Origin of the sequence: Streptomyces sp. QH1-20, assembly GCF_041283565.1 — a bacterium.
In the GTDB taxonomy this organism is placed as follows: Bacteria; Actinomycetota; Actinomycetes; order Streptomycetales; family Streptomycetaceae; genus Streptomyces; species Streptomyces syringius.
The window spans coordinates 4184168-4202965 of record NZ_CP166299.1; the positions used below are offsets into that span (position 1 = coordinate 4184168).

Consider the following 18798-nt stretch of genomic DNA (forward strand, 5'->3'; position numbering starts at 1 on the left):
GGACGCGGCTCCGGTGTGTCCTGGGATCAGCCCTTGAGGCCGGCCATCCACGCCTCGACGTCGGCGGACGTCCGGGGCAGACCGTCGGAGAGGTTCCGGTTGCCGTCCTCGGTGACGAGGATGTCGTCCTCGATCCGGACGCCGATGCCGCGGTACTCCTCGGGCACGGACACGTCGTCGGCCTGGAAGTACAGACCGGGCTCGACGGTCAGCACCATGCCGGGCTCCAGGACGCCGTCCACATAGGTCTCCGTGCGGGCGACCGCGCAGTCGTGGACGTCCAGGCCGAGCATGTGGCCGGTGCCGTGCAGGGTCCAACGGCGCTGGAGACCGAGCTCCAGGACGCGCTCGACCGGGCCCTCGACCAGGCCCCACTCGACGAGCCGCTCCGCCAGGACGCGCTGGGCGGCGTCGTGGAAGTCGCGGTACTTCGCGCCGGGCCGGACCGCCGCGATACCGGCCTCCTGGGCCTCGTACACCGCGTCGTAGATCTTCCGCTGGAGCTCGGTGTACGTGCCGTTGATCGGCAGCGTGCGCGTGACGTCCGCGGTGTAGAGGGTGTGCGTCTCGACACCGGCGTCGAGGAGCAGCAGCTCGCCGGAGCGGACCGGGCCGTCGTTGCGCACCCAGTGCAGGGTGGTGGCGTGCGGACCGGCGGCGCAGATGGAGCCGTAGCCGATGTCGTTGCCCTCGACCCGGGCGCGCAGGAAGAACGTTCCTTCGATGTAGCGCTCCGAGGTGGCCTCGGCCTTGTCGAGAACCTTCACGACGTCCTCGAAGCCGCGGACCGTGGAGTCCACCGCCTTCTGCAGCTCGGCTATCTCGAAGGCGTCCTTCACGAGTCGCTGCTCGCTGATGAAGACGCGCAGCTCCTCGTCGCGCTCGGCGGTGACCTTGTCGGTCAGGGCCGCCTCGATGCCCGCGTCGTGGCCGCGGACGGCGCGGACCGGGCCGGTGGCCTCGCGCAGGGCGTCGGCCAGCTCGCGGACGTCCTTGCAGGGCATGCCGTAGAGCCGCTCGGCCTCGGAGAGGCTGTGACGGCGGCCGACCCACAGCTCGCCCATGCCGTCGAGCCAGAACTCGCCGTTCTCGCGGTCCGAGCGGGGCAGCAGGTACAGCGTCGCCTCGTGCGCGTTCTCACCCGTCGGCTCCAGGACCAGGACACCGTCCTGGGTCTGGTCACCGGTGAGGTACACGTACTCGGTGGAGGCGCGGAAGCTGTACTCGGTGTCGTTCGAGCGGGTCTTCAGATTGCCCGCGGGGATCACCAGACGCTCACCGGGGAAACGCGCGGAGAGGTCCGCACGGCGGCGGGCGGTGTCCGGCGCCTGGGCTATCGGCCGCAGATCGCGCAGCTCGGTGTCGGCCCAGCCGGACTTCATGTTCTCGGCAAGCTCGTCGGAGACGGCCGGATACAGACCGTTCTTCCGCTGCTTGATCGGCTCGTCACCCTCGGGGTTCTCGGGCGCGGGCTGCTGCTCGGTCACTGCATTCCTCCTCGGACGGGGCCGCTACCCATCGTAAGTGCGGAGGAAAGCGGCGGAGAAGGTTACGTCGGAAGGAAGGCCGTACTGACTGTCATATGGATCAGCCGTGCGGTTCGGCGGTGGGGATCAGCGGTGCGGATCAGTGGTTTTCGGACGGCGTCCCGCGCGGCACCGGTGGCGGCGCGCGAGGGGGGCCGTCACTCGAAGTGGGCGACGAGCAGGATCACGTCCTCGCCACTGTCGCCGCCCGTCGCCGCCGCCGCGGCGGTCAGCGCCCCGGCGGCGGCCCGCTCGCGCTCCGCGTCCGCCCCGGCGGCCTCCGCGAGAGGCTCCGCGGGGCGCTCCGGCGGCAGCACGGCCCGCAGGACGTGGTCGGCGATGGCGTCCGGGTCGTGCCGCAGGGCCCGCGGCACGCTCGCCGCCGCCTTGTGCAGCCGGGTGAAGGCGCGGTCCATGGCCTCGCCGGTGCGGTGCAGCAGCCCGTCGCTGTAGAAGAGGAGCGTCTCTCCCGGCGCGGGCTCGATCTCCACGCTGGGGGCCTCCCAGCAGGCGAGCATGCCCAGCGGCGCGGACAGCGAGGTCTCCACGTACTCGGTGCGGTGGTCGCCGATGATCAGCGGCGGGCAGTGCCCGGCCCCGGCGAGGACGACCTTGCGCGTCCGGTCCCCGGTCAGGGGATCCTCCACGGTCTCGCAGTAGGCGAAGAGCGCGGTGGCCGCCCGGGCGGGCTCGGTCAGCCGCAGCAGGAGTTCGAGGTCGGAGAGCACGGCGACCGGGTCCTCGCCCTCCATGACGGCGTACGCGCGCAAGGAGGCCCGCAGCCTGCCCATCGCGGCGACGGCACTCGGGCCGGAACCCGTGATTCCGCCCACGGCGAGGCCGAGCGCGCCCTCCGGCAGCGGCAGCGCGTCGTACCAGGCACCGCCGCCGTGCGGCCCGGGCCGGTGGCGGACGGCGAGCCGGACCCCGGAGACCCGGGGGAGACGGCTGGGGAGCAGCTCCTCGCGGAGGGTGGCGATGGTCTCGCGGGCGCGGGTCAGCTCGACGAGACGGGCGAGGTGCTCGGTGGCGTAGCCGCAGTAGAGGCCGATCAGATGCCGCTGGCGCTCGGTGGGTTCGGCCGGCTCGTCGTAGAGCCAGACGGCCGCGCCGAGCCTGCCGGTGGCGTCCTCCGAGCCGCTCGGCGGGTCGGATTCCAGGGGGACCGCGTAGCTGGCGGCGTAGCCCAGGCGGGCCGCGACCTCGCGGTGGCGGGGGTCGAGGCCGTCCTCGCCCGCGATGTCGGGGTGGGAGGTGCCGGACCGGTCGCCCACGGGCGGGAGGTCGTCGAGCAGCTGCCCGTAGGAGGGGGGTGCGCCGGGGGCGGGGGGTGCGGAGGAGGGGGGCCGCGGGATCGTCTCGATGTGGCCGAGATCGGAGCGGCCGAGGCCGAGGCCGACGGTGACGGGCGGGGCGAGCCCGTCGTCGGGCCGCAGGGTGACGAGGCCGCGGCGGGCGCCGACGAGCGTGGATCCGGCGCGCAGGAGTTCGTGCAGGGCGTCGTCCAGCGTGCCGGTGCGGGCGAGCCGCTCGGTCAGCTCCTGGAGCGTGGTGAGGTCGTAGATCCAGCCGGCGAGGCGGTCCTGGACCAAGGCGTTCAGCGCGAGGGGGGAAAGCGGGGGCTCGTCGGGCGGGCCGGTGGCGGGCGCGGGGAGGGTGGACGCGGCGCGGGCCGGGCCGGTGTTCTCCCCGGCGAGGGCCGAAGGCGCGACAGGGGCGGAAGTGTGCGCGGGTGCGGGGACCGGGGAGTCGATTCCGGCCACTTTCGGCAGGTGGGGAGCAGTCATGGCCTGCTACCCGGTGCAAGGCGTACGCCAGTGCGAGAGAAGGGGCGGCGGGGGACGGTTCGGGGCACCCGGCCAAGCCATCGTGACCAGCCCAGCGGCCTGTGCGTGCTGCTCAATAGCATCGCAAACCCCCTGTCGTGTTGCGCGCTATCAATGCCTCCACATGTACACGCCCGGGTAAGGGGATGTCCAGCATTGGACCAGTGGGATTGGTGGTGTCTGGGAGGTTTCCAAGTTGGCCGGAAAATAGTCCTGAGGCCTGTGATTTGCGGTCGACTGACGTTGTTCAACAGTGCGTCATGCCGACCGCGGCGGGTACGTACTCGGAGAAGGCCAGGGGTAGTTGGGGCCGCCCCGCAACCCGGCGGCGGGCCCTGGCGTCTTCACCGTCAACGGTCACGCCCGTCCCTGATGGCGAGGGGCAACCCACGCCGCGGGCGAGGGGTGCACGGCCCGGCACGAAGCGCCATGCGCGCGCCACCCCTCGCCAGGTTTCACGCTCGGCCCGCGGCGTGATGCGCTGCGTCGTACGCGCAGTGACTCGTGATCCATGTGGTGTGCAGGCCTCGAAAGGGCCACGGCGCGTCGCGCGACGCGCCATGTAGTGCCCGTAGTGCCATGTAGTCCCATGAAGACGCAGTTTCACGAAGACGCAGTCCCAGGAAAGACGTAGTCCCACGAAGGCCCACGTAGTTCCCCAGCAGTTCCCCAGCGGTTCCCGTGCAGTTCCCGTGCGGACCGTGCGAAGTGCCATGTAGTGCGATTCAGGTAGTGCGATACGGCCCCGGTCCAGGACCGGGGCCCCACCTTCGGCGTTTACGGAAAGGAACGAGCGCTCATGCGCGAGATCCTCGGAAGGCGACGCAAGCTCTCGCTTCGGCGCGGTGGCCGGTCGGCGGTACTCACCGCGGCCCTGGCCTACGCCACGGAGTGGCAATGGCCCGTACTCCCCGGCGTCGGCCTGCGGCCGGGCGGCCGGCCGCGCGAGTGCGGCTGCCCGCAGCCGGACTGCGTGGTCCCCGGTGCCCACCCGTTCGATCCGGGCCTGCTGGCCGCGACCACGGACGCGCGGATGGTCCGCTGGTGGTGGACCAACCGGCCGGACGCCCCCGTCGTGCTCGCCACGGGCGGCAGGGCGCCGTGCGCGGTGAGCCTGCCGGCCGTCGCCGGGGCCCGGGCGCTGGCGGCGTTCGACCGCGCGGGCGTGCGGATCGGCCCCGTGGTCGCGACGCCCACCCGCTGGTCCCTGCTGGTGGCCCCCTACTCCCTCGAAGTCCTCGGCGAGCTGCTGCACAGCCAGGACTGGGTGCCCGGGTCGCTGCGCTTCCACGGGGAGGGCGGCTATGTGGTCCTGCCGCCGTCGCCCACCGCCACGGGCCGGGTCCGCTGGGAGCGGCCGCCGGTGCGGCCGGGCCAGGACGGCCCGGAGGGCCGGGGCACGGCCTTCGGCGGCCGGGTCGGCGCGGCCGTGGCGCTCCGCGTGGGCCGGACGACCGGACAGCCCGCGGCGCGGCCGTGGCTGCCCGACGTGGCCACGGTGGTCGACGTCCTGGTCGAGGAGAGCGCGGGCACGCCCGGGGGCGGCAGCAAGCTCGCGTACTGATCACCTCGCGTACGGATCACAGAGATCCGTGGGCCCGGCGGGGTTGACGGGGTTGACGGGGCGCGGAGCGGTGGATGCCGCGTGTAGCCGGTGTGCCGGGATGGGCCCTGTGGGCGGACGAGAGAGCGCGTACGGACGGGAGACGCACGCGCTCTCACTCCTTGGAGTGAAAGCCGACAGAAGAACCACAGGAACGGCCGCGCGCTAGCCCTGCGAGCCCTACCGTGCCCGCTATCTTGCGGGTGAGGGCCTGCGTCGGATGCCGTGCCGGGCGCCGTCGGTCCGGCGGGGGTGTGGGTCGAATCCGCCCCCGCGATCCAGCGTCCGCGGCGAGTTGCAGGTGGTCCCCATGGAGCGTGCGTCCCGTCTGCCCGGAGAGCCCAGCGCGGCTCAGCAACGGGCGGCGAATCTGCGGATGGTCGCGCTCGCGAGCGCGGTGGCCCTGGCCGTCGTCCTGCCCCTGGCCGCCGCGACGGCGGGCCCGGCGGGCAGCGCGGGCGCGCAGGGCCCGGACAAGGCCCAGGACATGACCCGGGACGAGGCCCGGGGCACGTCCAGGGACACGGTGCGCGGTGCGGGCGAGGCGGAGGAGCCTCTCGTGCCGGAATCGCCTGCTGAGGCCCGTGGGGCCGATGAGGCGTCCGGGAGCGCTGTCATTCCGGAGAACGCCGACGCCAAGCCGCGGAACGGGCGCCCGGAGGGCGGGCCGTCGAGCGACTCCGACGACGGGGCGGCGATCCTCCCGGCCCGTAGCTCCGCCCAGTGCGGCCTCGAACTCTCCTCGCCCGAGGGCGCCGAGGCCCAGACCTGCGTCCTGACGCAGGGGAGCGAGACCTGGGCGCGCACGTACTACCGCAACGCCACGGGCGAGCCCCTGACGGCCGTGCTGACCCTCATGGCCCCGGACGGGCGGACGGTCCAGGTGCACTGCCGGCTGAGCGCCTCCGATGATCCCGACGCCTGCGAGACGCCCCGCGAACCGACGGTTCGGGGACATGGCTCGTATACGGCGGTCGCGGAGATCGCTTCCACGAAGGGGAACCTCATGCTCCGGTCCGGGAGCAACTCGCCGGTGGCCGAGGAGGATTAGCGGCCCGCGGCCGTACGGGAGCTTGGTGTCGGTGCCAGGACTGCGACGGGAGCCCTCGCGGGGGCTGGAAGGCGTCGTGGAAGGCCATGTGAACAGGCACGTGGGACGCGGTGCGGCCGTTCGACGGCCGGGCCGGGGACCCGGTCGATCGGCGGGCCGGATTCCGGGCATGGAAACGCCCGGTCGCTGGCGACGGGGGATGCACCAGCGACCGGGCTCCTAGAACCGTAACAAGAGATCGGCGGTTCGCAAATTCGATCGCGGATTTCCGGACGCCGATTTCCGGGCTGACAGCGGGAGTTGTGACAGGAGTCACGTGAATGACGCCCTCCGGAAGCGGTTACGGACCCTCCTGAGGGCTCGGCGGGCCCCTCGGCGCGGACGGCTGGGCTCCCCGGTGGGGACGGCTGGGGCCTCCGGCGGGCGTCGCCGGAGGCCCTCACTCCCCGAAGCCGTCAGTTCAAGGTCACCTGACGGCTGGTGAGGCCGCCGCGGGCCCGCCGCTCCTCGGCGGTCAGCGGGGACTCGTCGGCCAGCGCCTCGGCCAGCCGCTCCGCGAAGGCCGCCGCCGGCTTCTCGACGTCCTGGGCGCCCATCTCGCTCGGCAGGTCCCAGACGGGGACGATCAGCCCGTGCGCGCGGAACGACCCGACCAGACGCGTTCCCTCGCCGAGCGAGGTCGCGCCGGAGACGTGCAGCCGGGCGAGGGCGTCCAGCAGCTTCTCCTCCGGCACGGTCATGACCCAGCGCAGGTGGTTCTTGTCCGGAACCTCGCACCAGTACGCGGCGTCGACCCCGGACAGCCGGACGGTCGGGATCGCGGCGGCGTTGGCCCGCTCCAGCGACGCGGCGACGTCACCGGTGGCGTTCTCGGCGTTCTCCACCCAGAACTCGAAGCCCGTGTGGACGGCCGGCTCGAACGGGCCCTCCGGGTCCAGCAGGTCCTGCAGGCGCGGACCCTCCGCCCCGGTGCGCTCGGCGGCGACGGGGCTGCCGGGGGCGGCCTCCAGGGCGCGCTGGAGGGTGGCGGCGAGGTCGCGGCTCAGGTCACCGGACGGGGTGTCGTTCTGCAGCCCCAGCAGCACGGCGCCGTTGTCGCGGCGCAGCGCGGGCCAGGCCATCGGCAGCACGGTGGCCAGCGTCACCGACGGCACGCCCTCGGGCAGCCCGCCCTTGAGCTTGAGCTCCACGGTCGCGGCGGGCACCAGCTCGCGCAGCGCGACCCAGTCGGCCTCCCCGGGCAGACCCTCGAAGGGCCTCTGCACGAGCTCGACGACGGCGTGCGAGGCCTCGCGCCCGTGGCAGGCCTTGTAGCGACGGCCCGAGCCGCAGGGGCAGGGCTCACGGGCACCGACGACGGGGATGGTGCCGTCGCCGGCCGGCGGCGTGGCGGCCTTGGTCTGAGGGCGGCGCTTCTTGGCCATGGCGTGTGCATCTCCCGTATCGGTCCTACCGGCTCGTACGGGCCGGCTCGTACGGGCGCGAGCCTAGCGCGGGGTCGCTCGCGCTCGGCGTCAGCGAATGGCGGCCCGCCCCGACGGCTTCTGCCTGCGGGCACGCCGAGACCGGCAGGGGCAGCGATCCGTGCCCGTCAGCGGGGGATGCGGGGGACCCGCGACGGGTCCTCCGGGACGGCTACCGCCGTCTACGCGCGTCGCGGTTCTAGGTCAGACCGTCGAGATCGGAGAAGGCGAGCTCCGGGTCGAGCGGGATGCGTGAAGAAGGAAACTCGTGCGCGGCATGCGCGGTGGTGGCGGAGAGCGCGGCCCAGACGGTCACCTCGCCGGATCCACCGGCGTCCCGGACGCCCCAGTCCTGGGAGATCGCGCTGATGATGTTCAGACCCCGGCCGCCGCGCGCGGTCACCGAAGGAGTGGCCGGAAAGGGCCGGGTCGGTCCGCCGCCGTCCGTGACCTCGACGGTCAGCCGGCCGCGCCTGTCCATGTGCCAGGCGGCGCGTATGCCGCCGTTCTCCGCGCCGTCGCACTCGCCGTTCGCCAGGACGAGCGGTCGTCCGTGCCGGTACGCGTTGCTGAGCAACTCCGAAAGGACCAGCACCGCGTCGTCGATGACCTCGTCCGGCACCCCGCTGACGCGCAGGTCCTTCCGCATCCGGTGTCTCGCCTCACCCACGCCGGCGGGACCATGGGGTACGGCCATGATCGACGACGTGGCCACCTCCTGTGCCACCATCAACGCCACCCCCGAGACCTCCTTTGCCCCACGTCAGGGGATGGATGCCCCAATGGCCTGGACCGGAAACCGGCCATCCTGGACGGGGTGAGGCACTTGTGGCGGTCGCCTACGCACCGAACGCGCCGGTGCACTCCATGTAATGGGCACTAGGGGCGGCCGAGTTGGGAAAGGACTGCCTTGGGCCGGTTTGTGATCACCGCGTCGACCCCGAGCCGGGCGCACAGCTCGACGTCGGCCTGATCGTTCACGGTCCAGACGTGCACCTGGTGGCCCGCGCGGTGCAGCCGCGCGACGTAGCCGGGGTTGTTGCGGATGATCCGGATGCTCGGGCCCGCGATGCGCACGCCCGGGGGCAGTCGTCCGTCGCGGTGGCGGGGCGAGACGAACTGCATCAGATAGACGGTCGGAAGGGCGGGCGCCGCCGCCCGCACCCGGTGCAGGGACCGGGCCGAGAAGCTCATCACCCGTACGGGCGAGGGCTGCCCCGCGGGCGGGGCGGCGAGCCCGAAACGGCCGAGGAGGTCGAGCAGCCGCTCCTCGACCTGGCCCGCCCAGCGGGTCGGATGCTTGGTCTCGATGGCCAGCTCGACCGGGCGCCCGGCGTCGGCGACGAGCTCGAGGAGGCGCTCGAGGGTGAGGACGGACGTGCTGTCGCGGTCGGGCGCCTCGGTGTCGGTGGCCTGGCCTTTCCAGGACCCGAAGTCGAGGGCCGAGAGGACGGACAGCTCCATGGTGGAGACGGCTCCGCGCCCGTTGGAGGTGCGATTGACGCGGCGGTCGTGGACGCAGACGAGATGCCCGTCGGCGGTCAGCCGCACATCGCACTCCAGCGCGTCGGCGCCGTCCTCGATCGCTTTGCGGTAGGCGGCCAGGGTGTGTTCCGGGGCGTCCTCGGAGGCCCCGCGGTGGGCGATGACGGCGGGGGGCTGGCGCTCGGGGGGAAAGTCCCGGGCCGGGTGCGCATGGGTCACCGCGTTATCGTGCCACCGCCTGGCACAATCGCGCATGCGGTCCATTTTGTCCGGGGTGAAGGACGATGGGCCAAGGGCACAGTCTCCGCTTACGGCGGTCTGACGTGCCATGGGAAAAGCTGTTAGCGGAAAACTTTCTGTTGTTGATTGAGGAGACAGCTGTGAGCACCGAGAACGAGGGCGCCGCCGTTCCGCCTGCGGCTGGGCGGGGTACGGAGTCTTCGACGCCGGCCGCCGATGCGGAGCGCCCCACTCCGGCCGCTCCCGAGGCTCCTCCGGTCCCGCCCGTCCCCACGGAGCCGCCCTCGGCGGAGCCGGTGCGGGACGCGGCCCCCGCTGACACGACCCCTGCTGACACGGGCCACGGGCAGGCCGAGCAGACGTCGCAGCTGCCGCCGGTGGAGCAGACGTCGCAGCTTCCGGCGGCCGAGCAGACGTCGCAGCTTCCGGCCGTCGAGCCGAAGCCGATGACGGGCCCGTCGTCCGCACCGGCGGCGGCGCCGATGGCGGCACCCGAGCACCAGGCACCCGCGCAGCAGACCCCCGCGCCCCAGGCGCACCCCCACCCCCAGCCGCCGCAGGCCCATCCGCACCCCATGTACGCGGAGACCGGAGCCGCGGGCCAGGGCAGTGGCGGCTGGTACGGCGGTGGCGGCGCGCCGCAGCAGCCGTACGGCGGGGCCGGTGGCGGCGGGCCGGTGGGCCCGGGTGCGGCGTGGGGCGCCCCGGTGCCCCCGCCGGCGCGCAAGCGTTCCGGCGGCCTCGTGGCGGCCGTGCTCGCGGCGGCGCTCGTCGCGGGCGGTGTCGGCGGCGGCATCGGCTACTGGGCGGCCGACCGCAATGAGTCGGGTGACTCGACGACGATCTCCGCTTCCGGCGACCCCAAGGTGGAGAGCCGCTCCCCGGGTTCCGTGGCGGCCATCGCGAACAAGGCGCTGCCGAGCGTCGTCACCATCGAGGCGCAGAGCAGCAGTGGCGAGGGCGGCACGGGCACCGGCTTCGTGTACGACAAGGAAGGCCACATCCTCACCAACAACCACGTCGTCGCGTCGGCGGCCGAGGGCGGCAAGCTCCGCGCCACGTTCTCGAACGGCAAGAAGTACGAGGCCGAGGTGATCGGCCGCGCCCAGGGCTACGACGTGGCGGTCCTCAAGCTGAAGGACGCCCCCGCCGGCACCCTCAAGCCGCTGCCGCTCGGTGACTCCGAGCGGACGGCGGTCGGTGACGCGACGGTCGCGATCGGCGCGCCCTTCGGCCTGTCCGGCACGGTCACCACGGGCATCGTGAGCGCGAAGAAGCGCCCGGTGGCCTCCAGCGACGGCGGCGGCAGCGGAAACGCGTCGTACATGAGCGCGCTCCAGACGGACGCCTCGATCAACCCGGGCAACTCCGGCGGCCCGCTCCTCAACGCCCAGGGCGCGGTGATCGGCATCAACTCCGCCATCCAGTCCGCCGGTTCCGGCGGGGGCTTCGGCGGCGGCCAGCAGCAGTCCGGCAGCATCGGCCTGGGCTTCGCGATCCCGATCAACCAGGCCAGGAACGTCGCGGACACGCTCATCAAGACCGGAAAGCCGGTCTACCCGGTCATCGCCGCCACGGTGAACATGAAGGACACCGGCGAGGGCGCCAAGATCGCCCCCTCCGGCGCCAAGAACACCCCGGCCGTCACCCCCGGCGGCCCGGCCGACAAGGCGGGCCTCAAGCCGGGCGACGTGATCACCAAGCTCGACGACACGACGATCGACAGCGGCCCGACCCTGATCAGCGAGATCTGGACCCACAAGCCGGGCGACAAGGTCCAGCTGACCTACACCCGCGACGGCAAGTCGTCCACGGTGGAGATCACCCTGGGCGAGCGCGACGGCGACAACTGACTCCCCCTGCCTCCCCGCGCCGCCCGACGGGCGGCGCGGGGAGGCATATCGCTCACTCCGCGGCGAGGCGGCTGCTCAGCCATCGCAGGGAGGGCGGTATCTCGCGGTTCCAGGTCTTGAAGTTGTGACCGCCGTTGTCGAGCGTGATCGACGAGACGCGTGCGGGGGCCTTCACCTTCGCGATGAACCGCTGGGTGTCCTTGAAGTTGGACTCCCCCTGCTTGGACGTGGTGACGAGGAAGGACGAGTTGCCCTGCGGCAGGTGGTCCAGGCTCCACAGCAGGTCGGACCGCTTCTCCTCGCGCTTGTTGCCGTGGAAGAGGTCGCCGGAGTCCTTGTCTATCTCGGGCTTGTAGTCGGCTGACAGGCCCACGCTGGCCGCGTAGGTCTCCGGATGCTGAAGGCCGATCTTCAGTGCGCAGTAGCCGCCGGTGGAGTCACCGATGAAGCCCCAGTTCCGCGGCTTGGTGCCGGTGCGGTAGGTGCCGGAGAGCGCCTTCGTCAGGTCCTTGCCGAAGAACGTCTCCGTCTGCGGCCCGCCGGGAATGTCGACGCACTGGGTGTTGCGCGGCGGCGCGACGGTGGGCCGCATCATGACGAGGATCATCGGCTGCATCTTCTTCTGCTTGGCCTGCGTCCACGCCGTCTTCGGATACCGCAGCCCCTTGAGCAGGTTCTCGGCAGTGCCGGGGAAGCCGGTCAGCACCACCGCGGCGGGGAACGTCTTCTTCTCGTACCCCTTCTGGAAGTACTCCGGCGGCAGATAGACATAGGCCGGAGTGGCGATCCGGGACCGCTCTCCCCGCACATTGATTTTCTGTATCTCGCCGCTGATGTGGGGCTTTCCGGCGCCCGGCACATCGGGCTTCTGCTTCCCGATCAGCTGCACGGCCGAGCCGCCGGCCGACTTCCCGTCGAAGTCCACGCCCTTCTCCCAGCCGAAGAGCTCGTCCCAGGAGCCGTAGATGAGCATTTCCCTGTTCACCGCGAGGCCCACCGAGGAAAACAACAGCGCCTGAATCGCGCAGACCAGCCCCACCCGGCTCAGCACCGCCCCCCAGCCCCGCCGCGCCAGGCGTGGCCAGCACCAGACGGTGAGAGCGAATAACAGCACCGTGCCGAGCACGGCCAATACGACGACGCTGGTACTTGTCATCCCCATGGCTCAGGAAAACTCTCTGCCGTTCCTCGTCCCGGGCGTATTGCCCGGACGCACCGCCAGGGGGTGCGCATCGGGGTAGATAAAAATCCGGCAGGATCCGTTCCACGGACGGCAAGGAGGGCGTAGCGCTACCGTCGGCGGTCAAGGACCTCAGGGCTGGAGCCGGCCATGTTGGTGCCGTGCCCTGCGCCGGGACCCGAGGCACGGGGGTCGACGGCACGGATCCGGGCCGCCAGGTCCGAATAGGGGACGGGGTCCCCGGCCAGAGCCCGGACGGAATTCAGGACCAGGCTCTTCGTGCCTTTGGCTGCGATGACGGGGCTGGGAACCACGTAGAACTGCCATTGGCCGATGTCCAGGGGGTCGTAGTCGTCGTGGCTGGTGGCGGTGTGCACGGCGAAGACGTACACGTCGGCGTTGAAGGTGGGCTCGGCCGCGTCACCGGTCTGCGGACTCCAGGTACGGGTTCTCAGCCGATCGAAGACGATCCTAGTGACGTCGCGCTGGTCCCATGCCTGCAGATAGGCGCTGCTCTTGACCTCGATGCGCAGCCCGTCGGTAGTCAGTACATCGAAGCTTTCCCACTCCTGGTTCCTCTGCTGTGCACCGACCGCGCGGTGCACGAGGAACTCCGCGAGCATGCCCCGGGTGGTGTTGGTCTTCAGATCCGGAAAGGCGTACCGCCAGAAATCGAGGATCGTCGCTCCTTCCGTGCCGATGAACAGTTCTTCGCCGCGTAGCGGCGCTCCAGGAGGCGTGGTGTGCTGCAGAGGCACGAAAGGGTCCACGCACCGACCTCTACACGGCCGACGGCCCGATCGACAAGCCGCGTTCACCCTTGGCGCTTGTGGCTCGGCGCGGCCTTTTCTCGGAACGGGCCGCTGTCGGAGTCGACCAGGGCATGTGTACCGCGCTCATGGGCAGGGTGCTCGGGTAGGCCGAGGTACGAGCGGAGTGGGGGAACGATGACTGTGCGGGAGCCGAGGGGCACGGCAGCGCTGATCGTCAATGGGCGGGGTGAATACCTGCTGCATCTGCGGGACAACATCCCGGGCATCTGCGACCCGGGCACGTGGTCCCTGCTCGGCGGGAACCGCGACAGTGAGGACGAGCGCCCCGACGAGGCCATCGTCCGTGAGCTGAAGGAGGAGACGGGTCTCCTCCTGCCCGACCTCAGGCGGTACACCGTGGTCGACCTGCACGGGCCGGACGGCAAGCCGGGGCAGGCCACGGTGTTCCTGGGGCACTGGGAGGGCGACGTGCGCGATCTGGCCCTGACCGAGGGTGTGATGCTGCATTGGTTCCCCGCCGCGATGGTTCCCCGGCTGGTCATGGCTCCGTGGGCGAGGGCGGTCATCGGCCGGCACGCCGGAGAGGTGGCGGCGCGTCGGCCGTCCGCCTGACGCCTGCCCGTCCATCCCCCGACCAGGGCCGCACAGCGGATTCGTCCACCCGGTAGGCTGTCCACGCGTTGCCCAACGGGTGGCGCGGGGAGGCTTGCCCGAGCGGCCTAAGGGAACGGTCTTGAAAACCGTCGTGGCAGCGATGTCACCGAGGGTTCAAATCCCTCAGCCTCCGCCGTGTGGCCGTCCGGCCAGGTGAGAAGGGGTGCCCCGATTCCGGGAGCACCCCTTTCGCGTTGCCTCAGACAGTGACCTCGGCAGTCGCCGCAACAGGCGGCTGAGCACCTGTCAGTGCCCGGGCGTGGGCCATGAGATGCGGAGCAAGGTCGGTATAGAAGCCCCGGGCCACCGCTTGGAGCAGTTCCGCGAGCGCGGCCAGCTCACCGATCCGACCGGCCGGGGAGTCCAGGACGGCCGCGAACTCGGCTCGGATGCGACGCGCCACGGACGGGACGAGCAGGCTGTAGGCGTGCAGGAGGCCCGGGTCGTAGCCGACGGGGACGCGGCCCCATCGTTCCCAGTCGAGGAGGGTCAGCGGCATGCCGGTGACGTTGCCCCAGTGCAGGTCGCCGTGACCGGTGACGCGCTCGACCGCGTTCGGCGCGGGAATGCCGAGGAACTGGGGGAACGCCCGTGCGATCCACGTGTCTCGTACGGTCTCCTTGGCGCCTTCGGCCTCCGCCAGACGGGCGAGAGAGCGGTGCAGAAGCGTCCACCACTGGTCGGGCAGCGCCGGATCCCGTACGAGGTCCGGGCGCTGCGGGGAGACGACGGGGTGCGGCACCAGGTCCAGCAGTTCCGCTTCGAAGGCGTACTCGCCTTCGACCCAGTCGTGGACCCCGTGCACGGCCGGGCGGGGTACGTCGCGGGGCACCAGAACGGAGGCGCCGACCAGGCCCTCACCCGGCTTGCGCCCGGCGTTCGCCTTGGCGCTCCGGCTGACCCGCAGCCAGTACGGCCCCGACCGGCGACCGAGTGTGAAGCCCGCGAAGCCCCACACCAAGGGTCCTGCGCAGGTGAGTCCCAAGGCCCTGACGGCGTGCTCGTGCGCGGCCTCCATCAGGACCCGCGTGGCCTCATCCGGTGGCGAGTTCATCAGTCACTCTCCTGAGCTGTTCTGGGGTGAGCGGTGCGGCCAGAGCCTTGGCCGCATCGTTCCAGTGCGCGCGCGTACTGGCGGAGATCAGCACGACGTCGAGGGCGGGGCAGGAGCCGGCAGCCAGCACTGCAGCGGCGCCGGCCGACAACCCGGGCCGGATCATGTCCACCAGTTCCGGTGTCATGCCGCCCAACAGTTCTCCACCGTGCAAGGGTGCGGAGCCGAACGTGATCATTCCGACGTCCTTTGCCTGTACGAGCGGTCCGCCGTCATTGAGCGCCTGGGTGATCGGCTCGTCCATGACCAGGCTTACCGGCAGTTGCAGGGCGATCAGGTGGTGATCTCCGGGGCCTGCTGCCGCTCGGGCGAGTCCCACCAGCTCAGGGACACTGAACGCACCTTCGCGCAACCCCGACCAGGTGGCCACTCCGTATCCGCCGATCCGGCGTCGCATCACCAGCTCTTCGAGGGCGGTGAAGGCTTCCCGCAGCCGCCGGTGCAGTGCCGCCCGGTCCTTGCCGCATTCGACTCGTTCGGGGTTGTGTACGAAGGCCAGGTCGACGTGCCCCAGCAGTGCCACTGCTCCTTCCACCTGATAGCTCACGAATCCGGGATCCAGGCTGTGGCCTGCCGACGCGTCCTGATCGGTGAGTACTCCGAGGCCCTGCGCGGATCGGGCCTGGCTGTGGGTGAAGAACCCCGCCTTGGTGGCCACCCGAGTGGCCCCGGGGTGCTCCCGCAGAACGGGGCCGAGGCGGGGGAGGGCCCGCCCTTCGGCGTAGTTCGGCGCGGTGTCGATCCATGGGCTCCCCGCCCGTAGAGCGGTACGGGCGGCTTCCTCCACGTTCCGGACCCGGTAGGTGCCCAGGGCCAGGGCGGCCGTCACAGGGCGGCCCTCACGACGGCGACGGCTTGGCCGTCGATGAGGGCGGAGACCAGCGCGGCCACGTCCTTCACCTCCAACTGGGCGGAGTCGGCGAGTTCCCGCAGGGTGGTCGGCCGAGCGAGTAGCAACGTACGAAGGACCGGCGTGGCAGAGGTGCTGAAGATCCAGGCGGTACCGGCGGCCGAGAACGTGACCGTGTCGTGTGCGCTGTCCTCCACCAGACGGCTCCTCGGGCAGGTCAGCCTGACAGCGATCTCCGGATGGGCCGGGAGCCCGTTGACGTACGGCAGCGAGGGAATCGCGTGTCCGTGGTGAGTGGTGTCGATCGACTCCGCCCACCGCTCCACCAGGCGAGGGCTCGCCAGCTCATCCAACAGTTCCCGTCGGAGTGAGGCGACGAATTTCGACTGCTCGGTCAGCGAGGCGAACCGTGGAATGTCCTTGCGCAGTGTGAGGGACGACCGGAGCTGATCAACGGCCCAGTGCAGGAGGTCCGCGCCCGTATGGGAGACCAGGCCGAACGTCAGGTGAAGCGACTCCGTGCCTTGGTCAGCCGTGACCGCGTGCCACCATCCGCGCGGAAGGTAGAGAACGTCACCGGGTGCCAGGACGATGTTCGCCACCGATGCCCCTTCCGGCTTGTCCGGCGACTCGACATCACGGAACGTGGGGGCCTCCCGGGTGGCCCCGTAAAGCCGCCATCGCTTGAAGCCGTGGACCTGGACCACGACGACATCGTGATCGTCCCAGTGGAGGCCGAATCCCTCCCGTTCCGTCCACGAGGCATAGGCGTTGACCTGCACGGGGGTGCCGAGGAATCGTTCAAGGCCCTCGGCAGCCTCCCCGATGGGCGGATGAATCTTTTCGATGGAGTCCAGGACCATCGACGCCCCCTCCCTGAGCCGGGCGTGCAGTTCGGCCGGCTGGATACGGGACCACGTCACCGAACGGCGGTTCGTCGTGGGCACCGCGTACCGGTGAACGGGGACCATCTCACCGTCGGCCGAAAGCCGCAGGCGTGGCGGCTCCAGCCGCTGAGTGGCGATGATCCGGTTCAGGTCGTCCCAGGAGAACAAGTCCGGTGTATCAGCGGCAGCACCGGGGAGTACGGCGTATGAGCGGTGGTACGTCTGGGCGAGGAACGTGTCCCCGCCCAGACGCCCCGCCCACGAGGCTGCGTCAAGCATCGTGGGCGGCCCCGTCAGTCGTTGCCGTCGGAGCGGCCACCGGTGACGTCGGACTCCTGCTCGGTACGCGCGCGGGCGGCCGTGATCCTGCGCTTCGCGACGAGCAGGCCGCCCACCTCGACGGTCACCGAACCGTGATCCTTCTCCATGGATCTTTCCTCTCTGTTTGGCGGACTCCCCACCGAAACCCGACGGGAAGACGGAGCCGGGCCCGGCCACCACGTCGTTCGCGACAACTCCCAGGAAAGCGCTTCGAGTCAGCGGACTCCACGGCATTGATGCGGCAGTCTTGACGCAGAACCGTGCACGGGAGACGAGGCCTCCGAAGTCGCGGGAAGGTGTCGTCATGGGACTGGCAGAACGACGCAGGGCCCGGGGCTACAGTCAGGAGAAGCTGGCCCGGTTACTCGGTGTGGATCGCACAACCGTCGGTCGTTGGGAGAACGGCAGGGTTGAACCACAGCCACTTCAGCGACGAGGCTTGGCTATCGCCCTCGAAGTCAGCCTCCATGAGCTTGACTCCCTTCTGACACCTCCGCCTACGGCCGGCCCCAGGACATCGGAGCAGCAGTCCGTCGATCATCCGACCTCGGGAGACCCCGACGAAATGATCCGCCGCGAATTTCTTCGCATCCTCACTGTCAGTGGGGCGTTGACCGCCCTGTCGGTCGATGAGGCCGAAGCCCTTACGGACGGCGCCCGCAAGGGGAATCCGGTCGACTTCGCGAGGATGAACCGTCACCTCTGGCAGGTTTACCGACTTGCCCGGTCGAAGCGTTCGGTCTGTCCCGTCATCCGGGACCAACTGACGACACTGACCGAGGCGCTGAGAACAACCCGGAGCGGGTCTCACCTCCTCTTGAATGCGGCGGCTGACCTCTTCCAATTGGCCGGTGAGGTCGCATTCGACAGCAACCGCTACGCCGACGCCGCTGCCTTCTACTCACTCGCAGCATCGGTCAGTAAAGAAGCCGGGACCTACGACCTGTGGGCTTGCGCCCTGGTCCGCCACGCCTACGTGGACCTGTCGGAGCGCCGCTACCCCCAGGCCGCAGAGACGCTCACGGCGGCCGAGCGACTGGCCGGGCGCGGGGACAGTGGACTCTCGACCCGCCACTGGGTCGCATCGGTCCAGGCGGAGGCCTACGCGGGACTGGGTGATCTGACCGCGTGCGAGCGCGCGCTGGACCGAGCCGAGAAGGTCAAAGTTCTCACGGGAGACAGCGCTGACGTCGGGTGGCTCCGGTTCGACGGCACACGGTTGGCGGAGGAGCGGGGAGCGCGCTACCTGCGGCTGGGTCGCTTTGAATCGGCAGAGCAAACCTTGAAGGGCGCGCTGGAGGAGATTGCCCTTGTCGCTGGTCAGTCGTACCGGCGAAGGGGCGCGGTACTGACCGACCTTTCTGCCATCGGCGCGAGGCGTTGCGACGCCGAACAAGTCGTCGTATACGGCGAAGAGGCCGTCCAGTTGGCCAAAGCCTCATCCTCCGGATACGTCGCCCGTAGACTCCGAGGCCTGTGCGACGAGTTCGGCCCCCTCAGCCAGGACCACCGCGTAGCGGAGCTGGGGGCGGAAATCGCGTCGCTGAGCACGCCGTGACGAGAGGGGCTGGCATGTCGCTGACCGAAGGTGCACGACTGTTCCGGGAAACGTGGATTTCGGGTGTGCGTCGTCACTTCCCTGGTGAGCCCAAGCCCGGCTACATCACTCCGTGGGCCGACACCCCGCAGTGGGAGCGGGAGGCGGCCGGGTCTGTCTACGAGCAGGTTCGACAGTTCATCGAGATCAGTGGTGGGCACGCGGCGCGGCTGTCCCGCGAGCAGAAGAGCCGGTTCGTCGCGACCTGCTGGACAGCTCAGATGTTCAAGCACTTCGAGGACCCGAAGCCGGGCTACGTGGCCGACTGGCCCGACCTTCCGGCCTGGCAGCAGGAGACCGACGCAGACATTTTTGAGGCCATCGAGCAGGACCTCGGCTGAGCCGTTATCGCGCTCTCTCGGCCCACTGCGGTGA

Annotated in this window: 16 protein-coding genes, 1 tRNA gene and 1 pseudogene; 7 read left to right on the top strand and 11 right to left on the bottom strand. The window is 70.7% G+C overall.

Going from position 1 to position 18798, the window contains the following annotated elements:
• Window positions 1–26: 26 nt before the first annotated feature.
• Together AB8O64_RS18785 and AB8O64_RS18790 are read right to left on the bottom strand one after the other, a co-directional pair.
• Window positions 27–1487, bottom strand: a complete 1461-nt coding sequence (locus AB8O64_RS18785; protein WP_370420107.1) for an aminopeptidase P family protein — start codon at window positions 1485–1487, stop codon at window positions 27–29.
• A gap of 197 nt (window positions 1488–1684) precedes the next feature.
• Window positions 1685–3313: a PP2C family protein-serine/threonine phosphatase gene (locus tag AB8O64_RS18790; RefSeq protein ID WP_370420108.1), complete on the bottom strand. Its 1629-nt coding sequence runs from the start codon at window positions 3311–3313 to the stop codon at window positions 1685–1687.
• A gap of 838 nt (window positions 3314–4151) precedes the next feature.
• On the opposite strand from AB8O64_RS18790, the gene AB8O64_RS18795 reads away from it, so the two are divergent.
• Both AB8O64_RS18795 and AB8O64_RS18800 read left to right on the top strand, forming a co-directional pair.
• Window positions 4152–4916: a bifunctional DNA primase/polymerase gene (locus AB8O64_RS18795; RefSeq protein ID WP_356456886.1), complete on the top strand. Its 765-nt coding sequence runs from the start codon at window positions 4152–4154 to the stop codon at window positions 4914–4916.
• A 349-nt stretch (window positions 4917–5265) separates the two neighbouring features.
• Complete coding sequence (locus AB8O64_RS18800; protein WP_370420109.1) at window positions 5266–6006, top strand: hypothetical protein; 741 nt, start codon at window positions 5266–5268, stop codon at window positions 6004–6006.
• Between the two features lie 455 nt (window positions 6007–6461).
• Here AB8O64_RS18800 and AB8O64_RS18805 read toward each other — a convergent pair whose 3' ends face one another.
• The 3 genes and pseudogenes from AB8O64_RS18805 to AB8O64_RS18815 all read right to left on the bottom strand — a co-directional run bounded on the left by AB8O64_RS18805 (window position 6462) and on the right by AB8O64_RS18815 (window position 9173).
• Window positions 6462–7430, bottom strand: a complete 969-nt coding sequence (locus AB8O64_RS18805) for a DUF5926 family protein (protein WP_370420110.1) — start codon at window positions 7428–7430, stop codon at window positions 6462–6464.
• A 238-nt stretch (window positions 7431–7668) separates the two neighbouring features.
• Window positions 7669–8316 (bottom strand): annotated as a pseudogene (locus AB8O64_RS18810) (ATP-binding protein).
• Between the two features lie 32 nt (window positions 8317–8348).
• Window positions 8349–9173, bottom strand: coding sequence for a glycerophosphodiester phosphodiesterase (locus AB8O64_RS18815; RefSeq protein WP_370420111.1), 825 nt, complete (start codon window positions 9171–9173; stop codon window positions 8349–8351).
• A 161-nt stretch (window positions 9174–9334) separates the two neighbouring features.
• Here AB8O64_RS18815 and AB8O64_RS18820 point away from each other — a divergent pair, with 161 nt between their 5' ends.
• The gene (locus tag AB8O64_RS18820; protein ID WP_370420112.1) at window positions 9335–11047 is read left to right on the top strand and encodes a S1C family serine protease; all 1713 of its coding nucleotides are present in this window, start codon (window positions 9335–9337) and stop codon (window positions 11045–11047) included.
• A 52-nt stretch (window positions 11048–11099) separates the two neighbouring features.
• On the opposite strand, the gene AB8O64_RS18825 is transcribed toward AB8O64_RS18820, so the two are convergent.
• Window positions 11100–12209, bottom strand: coding sequence for an alpha/beta hydrolase (locus AB8O64_RS18825; protein ID WP_370420113.1), 1110 nt, complete (start codon window positions 12207–12209; stop codon window positions 11100–11102).
• Window positions 12210–12337: 128 nt separating this feature from the next.
• Window positions 12338–12985, bottom strand: a complete 648-nt coding sequence (locus AB8O64_RS18830) for a hypothetical protein (protein ID WP_370420114.1) — start codon at window positions 12983–12985, stop codon at window positions 12338–12340.
• Window positions 12986–13174: 189 nt separating this feature from the next.
• On the opposite strand from AB8O64_RS18830, the gene AB8O64_RS18835 reads away from it, so the two are divergent.
• Window positions 13175–13612, top strand: coding sequence for an NUDIX domain-containing protein (locus AB8O64_RS18835; protein ID WP_370420115.1), 438 nt, complete (start codon window positions 13175–13177; stop codon window positions 13610–13612).
• 88 nt (window positions 13613–13700) lie between these two features.
• Window positions 13701–13787, top strand: a tRNA-Ser gene (locus AB8O64_RS18840).
• 66 nt (window positions 13788–13853) lie between these two features.
• Here the strand turns inward: AB8O64_RS18840 and AB8O64_RS18845 are convergent.
• Genes AB8O64_RS18845 through AB8O64_RS18860 form a run of 4 tightly spaced genes read right to left on the bottom strand, consistent with a single transcriptional unit; the run spans window position 13854 to window position 16933 of the window.
• Complete coding sequence (locus AB8O64_RS18845) at window positions 13854–14708, bottom strand: hypothetical protein (RefSeq protein ID WP_370420116.1); 855 nt, start codon at window positions 14706–14708, stop codon at window positions 13854–13856.
• A complete protein-coding gene (locus AB8O64_RS18850) occupies window positions 14689–15597 on the bottom strand; it encodes an aldo/keto reductase (RefSeq protein ID WP_370420117.1) in 909 nt (302 codons plus the stop codon). Before AB8O64_RS18850 ends, AB8O64_RS18845 begins: the two co-directional genes overlap by 20 nt.
• On the bottom strand, window positions 15594–16784 hold the full coding sequence (locus tag AB8O64_RS18855; RefSeq protein WP_370420118.1) for a JmjC domain-containing protein: 1191 nt from the start codon (window positions 16782–16784) through the stop codon (window positions 15594–15596). Before AB8O64_RS18855 ends, AB8O64_RS18850 begins: the two co-directional genes overlap by 4 nt.
• A gap of 14 nt (window positions 16785–16798) precedes the next feature.
• Window positions 16799–16933, bottom strand: coding sequence for a hypothetical protein (locus AB8O64_RS18860; protein ID WP_370420119.1), 135 nt, complete (start codon window positions 16931–16933; stop codon window positions 16799–16801).
• Window positions 16934–17130: 197 nt separating this feature from the next.
• On the opposite strand from AB8O64_RS18860, the gene AB8O64_RS18865 reads away from it, so the two are divergent.
• Together AB8O64_RS18865 and AB8O64_RS18870 are read left to right on the top strand one after the other, a co-directional pair.
• Window positions 17131–18384 (top strand): helix-turn-helix transcriptional regulator, encoded by a 1254-nt coding sequence (locus tag AB8O64_RS18865; protein WP_370420120.1) that lies wholly within the window; start codon window positions 17131–17133, stop codon window positions 18382–18384.
• Window positions 18385–18398: 14 nt separating this feature from the next.
• On the top strand, window positions 18399–18764 hold the full coding sequence (locus AB8O64_RS18870; protein ID WP_370420121.1) for a hypothetical protein: 366 nt from the start codon (window positions 18399–18401) through the stop codon (window positions 18762–18764).
• Window positions 18765–18798: the final 34 nt, after the last annotated feature.